The organism is Bartonella sp. AC62GZZY, assembly GCF_042196525.1.
Lineage (GTDB): Bacteria > Pseudomonadota > Alphaproteobacteria > Rhizobiales > Rhizobiaceae > Bartonella.
Genome location: NZ_JBHIQN010000001.1, coordinates 284933 through 300320 on the forward strand (window position 1 = coordinate 284933; position 15388 = coordinate 300320).

A 15388-nucleotide genomic window follows, 5' to 3' on the forward strand; every position below is an offset into this window, starting at 1 on the left:
GGATGAAAAATTTCTATGTTGTAACATTAGGATTGCATTACTTAAGATTCGTTGGTTCGGATATCCGAACTGTTTTAAAGATTATTTTACCGGAGACTTTTAAGAAATATGAGTCATAAAAAACAGATGGAAATAATGATGAGAAATGGTGTAAATGCAGTCATGCCTTTGCACGTGGTGTTCCGTCCTGTTTTTCTGGTACCTCCCTTTTATGGCAGACAGCCTTTTATGTTTACGAATAGTTATAGCATTCGTTTGAATAAAATTGTGCATGTCGCCTTCAGGATATTAACTTATGTCAAACAAAATGCTTATAGATGCCTCCCATCCGGAGGAAACACGTGTTGTTGTTGTTCACGGCAACAAAATTGAAGAACTTGATTTTGAATCAGAACATAGAAAACAGCTCAAGGGGAATATTTATCTCGCACGTATTACGCGTGTAGAACCGTCTCTCCAAGCAGCTTTTGTTGAATATGGTGGAAACCGACATGGTTTTTTAACATTTTCTGAAATTCATCCTGATTATTATCAAATTCCTATTGCTGATCGCCTTGCTCTTCTTGAAGAAGAAGAAAAAGAAGCTGTAGGAGAAAATTCTATAGATACCTTTACGGAAGAAGCAACTAAAAATAAAAAACGCTCCAGAAGAACAAAAAAAAGTGAAAAAAACAATGTTATAGCAGCCGATATTGAAAATGATATCACATCTGAAGCGACAATAATTGATAATACAGAAGAAGCATTAAATGCCAATATCTCTTATGATGAGATTGAAATGGTCGGTGCTGAGGACATCCGTGAAGAGCTCCCGATTTATCAAAGAAAACAAGGACGCCAGTATAAAATTCAAGAAGTCATTAAACGACGTCAAATTTTGTTGGTACAAGTTATCAAAGAAGAGCGTGGTAATAAAGGTGCTGCCCTTACAACATATCTATCTCTAGCTGGTCGTTACTCTGTTCTAATGCCCAACACAGCACGTGGTGGTGGTATTTCACGAAAAATTACGAACGTACAAGACCGTAAGCGTCTTAAAGAAATCGTAAAAGAATTAGCCGTTCCAAAAGGTATGGGAGTTATCTTACGAACCGCTGGTGCCAATAGAACAAAAGCTGAAATTAAACGTGATTATGAATATCTTATGCGGTTATGGGATACTATTCGCACTTTGACACTCGAGTCAACGGCGCCATGCCTTGTCCATGAAGAAAGCAATCTCATCAAGCGTTCTATACGAGATCTTTACAATAAGAACATTAGTGAAATTCTTGTATCTGGAGACCAAGGATATCGTGAAGCGAAAGACTTTATGCGTATGCTCATGCCAAGTCATGCAAAAGTTGTGCAACCTTACCGTGATCCTACGCCCATTTTTGCAAGAAATAATATTGAAATTCAACTTGATAAAATGTTGCAACCACAAGTTTCTTTAAAATCTGGTGGTTATCTTGTTATTAATCAAACAGAAGCACTTGTTGCTATTGACGTAAATTCTGGCCGCTCTACAAAAGAATTCTCTGTCGAAAAGACAGCCTTACAAACTAACCTTGAAGCTGCTGAAGAAGTCGCGCGTCAATTACGCTTGCGTGACCTTGCTGGTTTAATTGTGATTGATTTTATCGATATGCTTGAAGAACGTAATGTGAAGCTTGTCGAAAAAAAATTAAAAGATTGTTTAAAAAACGATCGTGCTCGTATTCAAGTTGGTCATATTTCACACTTCGGCCTTTTAGAAATGAGTCGTCAACGTATTCGCATATCGGTTTTAGAAAGTACGACACAGCCATGCCCACATTGCGCAGGAACAGGAACTATACGTTCTGAATCATCAATTGCGTTACATGTCATGCGCTCAATTGAAGAATATCTTCTTCATAATTCGCAACATAATATTATCGTGCGCACTCCCGTAGCAACTGCGCTTTATGTATTAAATCATAAACGCAATATTCTTGTTAATTTAGAAGCTCGCTTTAAACTTAATATTAGTATTGAAGCAGATGATAGTATTGGAACACAACATCTTGTTATTTCTAAAGGCTCAATAGCAGAGAGAATTTCTCAATCTTCATTGGAAGGTGACAATAAGCAAGAAATTGAAGATTCTGTTTTCATAAAGAGTGAATCTATTGAAAATCCATCTCCCATTGAAACAAACCAAAAGCGTCGGCGCAAAAATCGTCACGGTGAAATTACTGATCATTCTCTCTCCAACGTTCATAAAAAAGAAGATACCTTGAATGATGATTCTTATCATCGAGGACGTCGTCGAGGACGTCGTGGTGGTCGACGCAATCAAGATAACAGTTTTCATCAGATTCGCGTTCCTTATGCAGAACCAGTGGGAGATTTTGCTAAGCAAGCTTTAGCAGAAATTAAAGCAGCGCATCGCAAACGTCGTGTTTCATCTGCTAAATCTTTTGAACTTGAAGAAACAAAAAATAATACACAAGCTCTAGGTATACAACAACAGAGTGAATCTGAAAAAAATGATACAAGTATTAAACCTAAAAAACGTAAAACACGTTCTTCAAAAGTAATAGAAAATCAACTTTCTTTAGAGAATGATCAAAATATTGCAGAACAAAAATCTCTTGAAGAAAAACCTACAACCAGTTCGGTGCGTAAAACTAAAACAAAAAAAGCAGACAAATCTATTCATGAGGTAGAAGATAAAGCTCTTGAAAAGAGTAAAAAATCAACACGTGGAACACGTAAAAAATCATCTTCTAAAGAGACAACACAAGTACAAAAAATATTAGAGCAAGAAACTGTAATCGAGATGGAGGAAATTATCGAAACCTCTCCTTCCCAAATTGAAGAAACAATTAATCAACCCGTTGTTATTTCATCAACGCCTAATGATTCTTCCAAAACTGAACGTATTGGTTGGTGGAAACGCAGAATTCTTTCGAAAAATTAAGGATTTTAAAAAACCGCCACAGAAAACTGTGGCGGTTCAAATAAACAATTATAGAAAACGTTTTGACCAAATTTTATGGTGTGGTTTTATTACTTTTGTTTTGCTTTTTCTTGCTCAGCACGCATACGCTCTTCAATTTCTTTTTGTTTTGATTGAATAGCTTGCTGCAGCTTTATTTGTTCTTGTTGAAAATCTTTTTCTTCCATACCAGGACCGGTATAGGCTGCTGTAAATCCATTCAGAGAAAATTCAATAGGATTAGCTGAACCACGGAAATTAACTGTGGTTACAACCATTTTTGTACCACTTTTCATAGCTGCTATAAGCTTATCATCTAAAACATCATTGGCAATACAACTTGGTCCATTACAAATCACATAAGGGATTTTTTTAGAGAAATCATCACCAATTTTAATATGAACACCTTCTGGCAAAAAACGACCTGTCGGCACTTGAATGCCTATACGTTTTTCATTTTGCTTCCCTTTTATTTCAACAAGATTAAAAGCCGTTAAAGGTTGTCCCGTATTCGATAATACAGTATTCATTGTATTACAAATATCAACATCATGCTGCTTACTGCAAACTTTGTACCAACCTTGTGATAAAGTTTGCGCATTTGCAGAAATACCAGCTATAAGAAAAAGGGCAGCGGCTCCAACTAATACTGAAACAGCAGAATAAACATTTTTATGCGACATGATTAAGTTAATCCTTTCAACGCGCTTTTAAGTAACTTCAAAAAAATATTAAATATAATTCCAACTTAATTTATTAACTTATAATGAAATAACAATTAATTTTACTATTTTTACTTCAATATAAAAAAAAAAGTCAAATTTAGAGAAAAAATACGACGAGCCATTCTAATTTTATACACTCATATCATTTCCCCTCTTCATCACATTGGTATTTGATGCAATCTATCCATAAAACACCTCTGTGCATTTAAACTAAGATTACACAAACGAATCAATATTGCAATATTAATTAAAATAAACTCTAATACTACTCTAAAAAACTTATTAATTAAACTTTTTACATTTATTACTCTTCGTGTTAAGCTCATAGAACCTTAGAAACAGGTGTTGCAATGCATGAAGCTCCAAAATATCAGATAAATTTTACTGTTTTCCTTATGTGCCTTGTATGATACACAAAAACAAAATCATCTATGATATTATTGAAACATTTAATGAATTAAACCACTGATTGTCTAAAATTTCTGCCCTTGTTTACAAAACAATGGTGATACGCTTTTGTAATAAAAAATTTTATATTCTATAGCGTTTAACTAAACAGTTTAGTTTAAAAATACGCTACTAAAGAAGCGCTTTTTCTTAATTAAACAACACATTTTCTTAGAGAAAAAATCTATGACTACTGAAAATATTTTATTTATAATAAACTTCCTTAAAATATAATAACATATTAATTTATAATAATAATTTATCTTTTTTCTATATTGTGTGAAAGATCCTAATAGCGCGAATCTCTCTTATTATTGAATCAATAAAATTTCTCCACTTGTACATCATAAGCGGAATTAGTTTTATAGATAAAACTACTAAACAAAAGAATAAAAATACCCCCTATGAATTATCTTACGTGCCCAAAGCCATAATAAATTTATGCTCATATATTAAACACCCATTATTGTACCTCTGTACAAATATCATCTCTCAGCTTTACAACGTGAATAAAAATATAGCTTTTATCAATTTATTTTAAGTTATTTCTCAAATAAAAGAAGCTGCTAAATTGTAAATTCTTTTCATCTTTCACAACATCAAAGATATAAATCGTTAATGATTTAAGTTTTTAAAAAAATGAATTCAAAATATCATTTTGTTTCTGTATATAACACAACTTAGAGCTATAAATATTTCTCTTATCGTATTAATGAAACAAGATTTATGATATGAGATGTATCGTCATTAAAATAATTAATCAGATAAAAATAAAAAACTACAAACACAAAAAATTATGCATAAAAAGAAAACATAAAAAAGATATATGAGTTTATTATTTAATATATATTAAATCTTATATGATAATAACAATATATAATATCTTAATACATAAAATTACTTTATTATAAATTAATATTAAAAACAAAAAATTAAAATATATTTTACTAATATATTTTAAATATTATTTATTATATAATCTTAATTTATCTGTATTTATATGAGAAAATTTTTAATTGGATATTCTTATGGCATTATTTTTTATGAATTTTCTAAATTATACTGTTAAGAAAAATTAAGTATTTTTCTATTTTGAATATAATTCAACATAAATCAAACAATACTTTTTAATTGAATAATTCTTTAACATGAGAACGCATACGATCTATAATATTCTTTTTCTTGTTTGGCAGCATTATATTATGTACTTCTTTAATCGTTCTACAAAGCTCAGGTGCATTTTTAACAAACCAATTATCTTTTGTAAGACTATTTTTTATATCGTCAAATATTTGTTTTTCATAACTATAAGAGCCATCTGTTAGTAATTCTTTAATATCCCTGACTAAACTAGGACTTATTGAATTATTTGCGCCTTTAGCCTAACTAAAATCTTTATCTTTCCAATCAAAATCTTTGCGCAAAATAGCACCTATATCACTCTGCAATATATCCGCTAACGTGTTGCAAGCAATAATAAACATGAGATAATTTTTCATTATCTCATCATCACCTCCACTTTTCTCATTCATTCCCCATTCATTAAACATTTGAGTTTTTTTTAAATAATCTTTTGTTTTAATCAACTTTTCTTCATACTCCCCTACTTCGTACTCTCTCGCTATATGTATTCTAAAGATAATTTTTTGTTTTTTTTCAGCTAGATCCTGTAATTTCGAACCAAGATTATAATATTCATTCTTCAGAGTTTTCAGTTTTTTGTATAGCTTATTCCGTTCCTGCAAACGCTCATAGTACTCTGCTTTAGAAATATTTTTTTCCCAAATGTTCAAATGAGACATACTTTCTTCAATAAATTGTATGCTCTCTTTAATATTCTTTCTTTTGTTTTTTAAATGTTGGTATTGTTCATCAGAAGATAACTCAGCGTGAGCGTTTTTTACGCCATATATCAAAGTGAGTAATAAAAAAACGATAGTTAGACACTTTTGTAATGAAGAAAGCATGTTATCTTTACCAAATTTTTTCTTTCTAAAAAATTTACAAAAGCTTATTAGCTTATTATATGATAAGTGCTATTTATTGGAGTTAAACAATCTAATCTATTTTCTTAATTATATCAATACGTGTATAATAAAAACCAAATAAATATATAAATGGTTCTTTATTATAAACTTAAATTTTATTCTTATATAAAATCAATAAATAATTGTTTTTATATAAGAATTTTATAAAAATAAGTAATAGTTCTGAAATAATAAAGATATTTTTTAAACAGAATGTTGTTCTGCCATTTCGACAAGCTGTGTCATAATATTCGCTGCTCCAACAAGCCTTTCATCCGCTGTGGACCAATCACGAATAAGAGCGATACTTTGATCTGGACGAATTTTTGCCATCGAACCTTGTTTTCCAACCCACTGAACAAGAGCAACACTATTTGCGAAATAGTTATTACGAAACTGTATAACAATCCCCTTTGGTCCTGTATCTAATTTCTCTACATGCGCTTTTCGACACAATGTTTTGATATAAAAGACTTTAAGAAGGTGTTGAACCTCAATGGGTAAAGGACCAAAGCGATCAATTAACTCCGCTGCAAATTCATCAATTTGTTCTAAATCATCAAGTTCTGTTAAACGACGATAAAGTCCCATACGTAATGATAAGTCAGGCACGAAACTTTCTGGTATCATCACTGTTGTACCAAGAGAAATTTGAGGAGACCATTGCTTATCTTCATTTAGCTCTCCATCTTTTAATTCAGCAATAGCTTCTTCAAGCATTTTTTGATAGAGTTCAAATCCAACTTCTTTGATATGCCCCGATTGCTCTTCACCTAAAAAATTGCCTGAACCGCGGATATCCATGTCATGGCTTGCCAATTGAAAACCAGCCCCTAAAGTGTCAAGAGATTGTAAAACTTTAAGACGGCGATCGGCAGCAGCTGTTAAGACTTTACCAGCAGGAAATGTAAAGAGAGCATAAGCACGTTGTTTTGAACGCCCTACCCTACCACGTAACTGATAAAGAGCAGAAAGGCCAAACATCTCAGCACGATGCACAATTAGAGTATTGGCTGTTGGAATATCAAGCCCCGATTCAATAATGGTTGTTGAGAGTAGCACATCATATTGCCCATCATAAAATGCATTCATGATATCATCAAGTTGTCCAGCCGGCATTTGTCCATGAGCCACAACGAATTTCAGTTCTGGCACATGTGTTTTGAGATATTCTTCTACAAAAGCCAGATCAGAAATACGAGGACAAACATAGAAACTTTGTCCACCACGATAATATTCTCGAAGCAGGGTCTCTCGTATAACAAGTGCATCAAATGGTGAAATAAAAGTACGAACCGCCATTCTATCAATGGGGGGGGTTGTTATCAATGAAAGTTCACGTACACCCGATAAAGCTAACCCTAAAGTGCGTGGTATGGGAGTTGCTGAAAGTGTGAGAACATGAATATCACTTTTAAGCTCTTTTAAACGCTCTTTGTGTTTGACACCAAAATGCTGTTCCTCATCAATGATAAGAAGGCCTAACCGTAAAAAATTAACTGCACCACTTAATAATGCATGGGTTCCAATGACAATATCGATTGTACCATCTGAAACACCTTTTTTTACTCGTGCAAGTTCTTTCGCTTTTACAAGCCTCGAAGCATGTCCAATTTTAACTGGTAATCCTTGAAAACGCGAAATAAATGTTTTGTAATGTTGACGTGAAAGCAAAGTTGTTGGTACAACAACCGCAACCTGATATCCATTTAATGCTGCAACAAAAGCACTTCGAATGGCTACTTCAGTTTTTCCAAAACCAACATCACCGCATATCAAGCGATCCATCGGCTTGCCTGAGGCTAGATCATCCAGAACAGCATCAATTGCATTCATTTGATCTTCCGTTTCTTCATAGGGAAAGCAAGCAACAAACTCATCAAATGGTCCAATTGGTGGAAGTAAAGCAGGCGCAGCACGAGTCATACGCTCTGCAGCTATACGGATTAATTGCCCTGCCATTTCCAATAAATGTTTTTTAAGCCGCGCTTTACGTGCTTGCCAAGCAACACCCCCTAATTTATCTAAAGTTACCTCTGTTCCTTCTGAGCCATAACGTGAGAGAAGCTCAATATTTTCAACAGGTAAAAAGAGGAGATCTCCTCCAGCATATTTAATTTCAAGGCAATCTCGTAAAATTCCAGTGGTTGTGATGGTTTTAAGACCAACAAATTGGCCAATACCATGGTCGATATGCACAACAATATCACCAGAATTTAAAGCAGAAATTTCAGAAATAAAATTTGTATTATTCTTACGCCGCTTTGGTGATCTGATGAAGCGATCACCTAGGATATCCTGCTCTGCTATAATAGCTAAATCTTCAGCCTCAAAACCATGTTCTATCATGATAACAGCTGCTAATATATGATCTCGTGGTGTTGCTTTGACAGTTTGCAAGGATTTTACAACATCTATTTTTTTCAATCCATGCTCATCAAGAACTTGTATCAAACGATTGAGAGACCCTTCACTCCAACACGCTAAAAGTACTTTTTTGCCAGCAGTGCGTAAAGAGGCGATATGATCAATAACATTTGAAAAAACATTTTTTTCTTGCGCATTACGCTCTTTTACAAAATCATATCCCTGTTTAACATTGGTGTGAATAACTGTTTGTTCCAAACTTTGTGGAATATTAAAAGGTGAAAAATCAATACGCTGTGAAGATTGTTGCACACATTCCAAAACACGCTCTGGCGTTAAATAAAGAAGACTAGGGTCTATTGGATGATAAGAAGTAGAAATTTCTTTATCATTTTCGCGCTCTTTACGCGCATTATAATAGTCTTCAATAAGGCGATAGCGCTCAATGAAAACTTCTTCTATAAGATGCTCAAAAACAAGCGGTAGGTTGCCACAATGGTCAAAAAAAGTGTCAAGGTTTTCATAAAAAAAAGGAAGCCAATGTTCCATACCGGCAAAACGCCGTCCTTGAGCAATTGCTTCATAAAGCATGTTATTTTTTTGTGATACACCAAATGTACGGGTATAATTGCTTTTAAATCGGCTGATTCGTTCTGGTGTAAGAACAACCTCACTCATTGCCTGTAATAAAAGTTCAGTTTTTTGACGTGTTGTCCTTTGACTTTCTGGATCAAATACGCGGATACTTTCTAGGGTATCTCCAAAAAAATCAAGGCGTAAAGGTTCAACATCCATCGGAGAAAAGATATCAAGTATTCCTCCTCTTACAGCAAACTCACCAACATCACGGACAACTGTAACGCGTTCAAAACCATTGGTTTCTAGGAATTGAATAAGATTTCCCATGTTATTGCGTTGGCCAACACATGCGTGAATAAGCTGAGCTTCTATCATTTCACGAGGAGGCAACTTTTGCATAATTGCATTTGCTGTTGTTAATATAATTGCAGGATGTGGATCTTTCCGTAAATTTGCTATGTGTGCCAATGTTGATAGTCGACGTGCCATAACAGCAATTCCTGGTGACACACGATCATAAGGCAAACAATCCCATGCAGGAAATTGAAGTACGGGTAAATTGGGTTCAATAAAATTTAAAACTTGTTGTAAATGCGCAATTTTTGTTCCGTCACGGATAACATAGATGAGCGGTTTACCTTGTGCAATTTCTGAACTTAATTTAGCAAGCGCAAAGGCTTCAAATCCATCAGTAACGCCATCTAAAATCATACGAACAGAATTATTTTTGGGAATAACAATTTTTTTAAATATAGGCATCGGGATTAATAACTTAAGCAAGTACGATAATTGGCAATATCACGGAAAAGTGGACTATCAACTTCAGAGGGGGGCAAAATTTCTCCAGTAATCCATGTGAGTAAATCACGATCATCAAAAGACATAATATACTCAAGCTCAGAGAGCGTTTTATCATTCATCTCAATGATATGAGCATCAACATAATGTCCAAAAATGAGATCCATTTCACGAATACCGCGATGCCATGCACGAAAAATCAATCGACGACGACGAGCATCTAATTGATTTTTGTCAACGGCAAAAACTGTCATAAAAAATCTCCTTGAATAAAGTAATATAAACTATTCAATTATTCGTATAAATTTTATACATTGCTTTAAGGAAGTTCTATAATTTTTTGTTCTTTAAGTGTAATTCGACGATGCATTTGCTTAGCCAAAGCGTAATTATGTGTTGCAATAAGAGCAGAAAGACCAGACTGACGAACAAGGATAGATAAAGCTTGAAAGACATAAGCTGAAGTTACTGGATCAAGATTTCCTGTAGGTTCATCAGCCAAAAGAACCGAAGGGCCATTTGCTACTGCACGTGCAATAGCAACACGTTGTTGTTCTCCTCCCGATAACTCTGAGGGACGATGGTTAGCACGATGAGAAATACGCAGATACGTTAATAATTTTCGCGCACGATCTTCTGCTATGGATTTTTTTAATCCTGCTATCATTTGCGGTATCATGACATTTTCTAACGCCGTAAACTCTGGAAGTAAATGATGAAATTGATAAACAAAACCAATATCATTTCGTCTTATAGCTGTTCGCTCACTATCAGAACGCTTTGCACAAGAAACACCCCGTAACATCACATCACCAGCGGTTGGTTTTTCTAATAATCCAGCAATATGAAGAAGTGTTGATTTTCCAGCACCAGATGGTGCAACAAGTGCGACAAGCTCTCCACGATTAAGAATAAAATTCGCTTTATCTAAAACAATGAGCGGCTTATGCCCCTCGAAAAAGCGTCTTTCAATCTCTACAAGCTCTAAAATAGCTGTCATTATTCATACCTCAAAGCTTGTACGGGATCTAGCTTAGCAGCTCGCCATGCCGGAATGAGAGCAGCAAGAAACGACAAAAATAAAGCCATCATAGCAACCAAGACGGTCTGTCTCCACTCAATTTGTGCAGGCAATTTTGTTAAAAAATAAAGTTGAGGATTAAAAACGTCAACATTAAATAACCAAGATATAAAATCTTGTATATGATTAATATTCGCGGTCGCGATAACACCTAAAACTAACCCCAATATCGTTCCAATAAAACCAATCATCATTCCTGTAATGATAAATATACGCAAAATCGCGCTCTGTTGCGCCCCCATCGTGCGTAAAATTGCAATATCATGACTTTTATCTTTTACAAGCATAATCAGCCCTGAAATAATATTTAAAGCAGCAACAAGAACGATCAGAGAAAGAATAAAAAACATAACATTTCGTTCAATTTGTAAAGCTGAAAAAAAAGCCTGATTGCGTGTACGCCAATCAATTAAATAAACCTGTTGATCAACTGCTTTTTCTACAACGGGTTTTATTTGATCAACTGCATCAGGATTATTTAGAAATAACTCTAAAGACTGAACCTTATCTCCTAAATTAAAAAACATTTGTGCTTCATGAAGAGGCATAAAGATAAATATTGAATCATATTCAGACATACCAACTTCAAAAATAGCAACGACTTTATAAGCTTTCACGCGCGGAGTAACGCCAAAAGGAGTCTCATCACCATCTGGAGTAATAATACGAATATCTCTTCCAACTGTCAGTCCTAATTTTTCTGCTAAGCCACTTCCAATTGCAACACCTTCTTGTTGATCAAACCGAGAAATCGATCCTAATTTAATGTTTTGAGAGACTGTTTTAAGCTTTTCTAGATCTTGTTTGCGCATACCACGAACTAACGCGCCAGAGCCACCTTGAACTTCACCTTGAACAAGCGCTTGACCTTCAATAACAGGTAAAGCAAACTTCACACCGTTTGTAGTTTCTAAAGAAGAAATAAGAGTCTTATAATCAGAAAAACCAGAATCAACTGTTTGAACAATAAGATGTCCATTCATACCAAGAATACGATTGAGAAGTTCTGTACGAAAGCCATTCATCACCGCCATAACAACAACCAGAGCAAATACGCCCAACATAATCCCAATAAGAGAAATAATTGAAATAACAGAGGCAACGACATGTTTTTTATTCGGAATCATATAACGAAAAGCGATCATCCACTCATAAGATGAAAAGCATTTGTTTTTCAGCCTCTTCATAATATTTCCTATTAAATTATAGAAAGTTGGCTGAGTACATCTTCAACCTTTAGAGATTTTTTTACACCTGTTTTGCGATCTTTAATTTCAACTTCATTTTGTGCAATGCTGTTAGGACCAACAATGATTTGCGTTGGCAAACCAATCAAATCCATTGTTGCAAATTTTGATCCAGGACGTTCATTTCTATCATCTAATAACGGATCAAAACCAACCTTCTTTAATCCCTGATAGAGAAACTCACATGCCTGTGTGCATTTTTCATCATCGGGCTTCATATTGATAATCCCAAAATCGAACGGTGCCATCGACTTTGGCCAAATAATACCATTTTCATCATGAGAAGCCTCAATAGCGGCCGCAACAAGACGCGAAGGCCCAATACCATAAGATCCCATAGAGACCACATGCTCTTTTCCATCTTGTCCCATAACTTTTGCTCCCATTGGAGCGGAATATTTAGTACCAAAGTGGAAAATATGCCCAACCTCAATACCACGCGCTGAAAGACGATTATTCTCAGAAATTTTAGCCCATTCCTCTTCCTCATGCATTTCTTCCGTTGCTGCATAAAAAGATGTCCATTGCTTAACAATATCATCTAAAACAGCTTTATCACTGAAATCGATTGAACTATGGGGAACGGTAAGTTCAAGAAATTGTCTATCACAGAAGATAGCGCTCTCTCCCGTTTCAGCCAAAATGATAAATTCATGACTGAGCTCCCCCCCAATGGGACCTGTGTCAGCACGCATGGGAATTGCTTTTAAACCAAGACGAAAAAAAGTGCGTAAATAAGCAACAAACATACGGTTATAAGATGTTTTAGAACCTTCATAATCAAGATCAAAAGAATAAGCATCTTTCATTAAAAATTCTCGTGCCCGCATCACACCAAAACGTGGACGAATTTCATCACGAAATTTCCATTGAATATGATACAAATTAAGCGGAAGATCTTTATAAGAACGAACATAAGAGCGAAAAATATCTGTTACCATCTCTTCATTGGTTGGACCATAAAGTAAATCACGTTTTTGACGATCTTTAATGCGGAGCATTTCCAAACCATAATCATCATAGCGACCGCTTTCACGCCAAAGATCAGCAGATTGAATTGTAGGCATCAATACTTCTATTGCACCAGCGCGTTCTTGCTCCTCACGAATAATTTTACAAACTTTATCAAGCACTTTTTTTCCCAAAGGAAGCCAAGAATAAATTCCTGATGTTTGCTGTCGAATCATCCCAGCACGCAACATAAAACGATGAGAAACAATTTCTGCTTCTTTAGGATTCTCTTTTAACAGGGGAAGGAAATATTGAGAAAGACGCATTGAAATAATTAACTCCTAATCAGATCTACCATATTGAAACAATTTAACACACCCTCCATTCATCTATAGCCGCATTCTGAATACTTGCAAATATAACGATCTTATTGTTTCAAAATTTATTGTGCTCTATTCTCTATTTTTCTTATTTAGCAATAAAATAAAAATGCTTTTCTCTTTAAATAACGTAATAGGAAAATTCTTTATTTTGACCGATGCAAAAAAACTGTACAGATAGGTTTTTTTTGCCAAATCTCATGAACAGCTGCTCTTACTGCACGTCGTGTTGCCTCTCGAATAAGTTCATTATTGTTCCGTTTTAGCCGTGGGATGTTATAAACTGTATTTTCTACAATATCTAAAAGAATATCTTTCAAACTCTCCCCTTTTCCATTATTTTCAGGTAACCCGAATGTTGATAGACCGATATCCCCCAATAATTCATACTTATTATTTATATGGAGAGAAATAGTAACATGACCAGCATAACTGAGTTTGCGGCGTTCACGAATCCCTAATTCATCTTCATCCCCAATTAGGCAACCATCCTTATAGATACGTCCAACAGGAACTTGATCAACAACTTTTACAGGCTTTGGTGCGAGACGTAACATATAGCCATTTCTGATATCCATAACAGTTTGAATACCTGCTTGACGGGCTAAAGTTGCGTGAGTCTTAAGATGCATTGCTTCCCCATGTACAGGAACAAGTATCTGTGGCTTTATCCAATCATACATCTGTAAAAGTTCTGAACGACGGGGATGACCTGAAACATGAACAAGAGCATCTTCATTCGTAATAATTTCAATACCCAAATCAATGAAACGATTTTGTACCTCAAGAATAGATTTTTCGTTTCCTGGAATACTTCGTGATGAATAAATAACGGTATCACCAGCGGAGAGTGCAATATTCCTCATTCCATCACGTGAAAGTTTAGCCAAAGCAGCACACGGCTCACCTTGGCTTCCTGTGACGATTAAAACAAGATCTTTTCGCGGGATGTAACCATAATCATCTTCTGTTACAAATGGCGCTAAACCATTCATATAACCAAGCTCTTGTGCAACCATAATACTTCGCTTAAGGGAACGCCCAATGACAAGTACCTTACGCCCAGAAGCTTCAGCGGCAAGAGCAATAGAACGTATCCGACCAATATTAGAAGCAAAAGTTGCTATCGCAACGCGCCCTTTAGCTTTCAAAATAATTTCAGAAAGACTGGTTTGAACCTGCTGCTCTGATGGAGATATACCATCCCGACACGCATTTGTGGAATCACAAAGTAATGCTAAAACACCTTTTTTGCCTAAAGCACGAAATCTTTTTTCATCGGTTACAGCCCCGAGTGAAGGGGTATGATCGATTTTCCAATCACCAGTATGAATCACAGTCCCCAAAGAGGTTGTAATTGCTAAAGAGACAGCTTCTGGTATTGAATGGTTAACGGCTATAGCCTCTACAGCAAAGGAACCTACCTGAAAACAATCACCAGCTTGAAAAATATTGAGTGAAATTTTTTGAGATTCAAAATCTGCTTGCCTTTTACTTTCCAATAATCCTGCCGTAAAAGGCGTACAGTAAATTGGAACCTGTAACTTTGGCCATAAATCAAGAACGGCCCCATAATGATCTTCATGAGCATGTGTTAAAACAAGACCATGAATATTGTGTTTTTCACTTTCTAGAAAACGAATATCAGGCAAAACAAGATCTGCTCCCGGTAATTCAGGTCCAGCAAAACTAACTCCCATATCAACAAGCAACCATTCACGAAAATTTTCAGGACCAAATCCATAAGCAGCGAGATTCATCCCTATTTCACCTACTCCTCCTAAAGGTAAAAAAACAAATTCATTCTCGTTGGCCGCAACCATAAACATCTCCTAAATCATT

9 protein-coding genes are annotated in these 15388 nt (G+C 35.0%); 1 reads left to right on the plus strand and 8 read right to left on the minus strand.

Annotated features, from left to right (window positions below; genetic code table 11):
* The first annotated feature begins 295 nt into the window (after positions 1 to 295).
* Positions 296 to 2926 carry an Rne/Rng family ribonuclease gene (locus ACFIML_RS01275; RefSeq protein ID WP_375606849.1) on the plus strand — a complete coding sequence of 877 codons (2631 nt, stop codon included), beginning with the start codon at positions 296 to 298 and terminating at the stop codon, positions 2924 to 2926.
* An 89-nt stretch (positions 2927 to 3015) separates the two neighbouring features.
* On the opposite strand, the gene ACFIML_RS01280 is transcribed toward ACFIML_RS01275, so the two are convergent.
* From ACFIML_RS01280 to ACFIML_RS01315, 8 genes are all read right to left on the minus strand, one after another.
* On the minus strand, positions 3016 to 3627 hold the full coding sequence (locus ACFIML_RS01280) for an invasion associated locus B family protein (protein ID WP_375610352.1): 612 nt from the start codon (positions 3625 to 3627) through the stop codon (positions 3016 to 3018).
* A gap of 1871 nt (positions 3628 to 5498) precedes the next feature.
* Positions 5499 to 6083, minus strand: coding sequence for a hypothetical protein (locus ACFIML_RS01285; RefSeq protein WP_375615190.1), 585 nt, complete (start codon positions 6081 to 6083; stop codon positions 5499 to 5501).
* A 264-nt stretch (positions 6084 to 6347) separates the two neighbouring features.
* Positions 6348 to 9848 (minus strand): transcription-repair coupling factor, encoded by a 3501-nt coding sequence (gene mfd / locus ACFIML_RS01290; protein WP_375687197.1) that lies wholly within the window; start codon positions 9846 to 9848, stop codon positions 6348 to 6350.
* 5 nt (positions 9849 to 9853) lie between these two features.
* A complete protein-coding gene (locus ACFIML_RS01295; protein ID WP_375606845.1) occupies positions 9854 to 10141 on the minus strand; it encodes a succinate dehydrogenase assembly factor 2 in 288 nt (95 codons plus the stop codon).
* A gap of 65 nt (positions 10142 to 10206) precedes the next feature.
* The gene (locus tag ACFIML_RS01300; RefSeq protein WP_375606844.1) at positions 10207 to 10887 is read right to left on the minus strand and encodes an ABC transporter ATP-binding protein; all 681 of its coding nucleotides are present in this window, start codon (positions 10885 to 10887) and stop codon (positions 10207 to 10209) included.
* Positions 10887 to 12155, minus strand: coding sequence for a lipoprotein-releasing ABC transporter permease subunit (locus tag ACFIML_RS01305; RefSeq protein WP_375614586.1), 1269 nt, complete (start codon positions 12153 to 12155; stop codon positions 10887 to 10889). The genes ACFIML_RS01300 and ACFIML_RS01305 overlap by 1 nt, the downstream gene beginning before the upstream one ends.
* A gap of 11 nt (positions 12156 to 12166) precedes the next feature.
* Positions 12167 to 13492 carry a proline--tRNA ligase gene (gene proS / locus ACFIML_RS01310; protein WP_375606842.1) on the minus strand — a complete coding sequence of 442 codons (1326 nt, stop codon included), beginning with the start codon at positions 13490 to 13492 and terminating at the stop codon, positions 12167 to 12169.
* 200 nt (positions 13493 to 13692) lie between these two features.
* Complete coding sequence (locus ACFIML_RS01315) at positions 13693 to 15369, minus strand: ribonuclease J (protein WP_375606841.1); 1677 nt, start codon at positions 15367 to 15369, stop codon at positions 13693 to 13695.
* Positions 15370 to 15388: the final 19 nt, after the last annotated feature.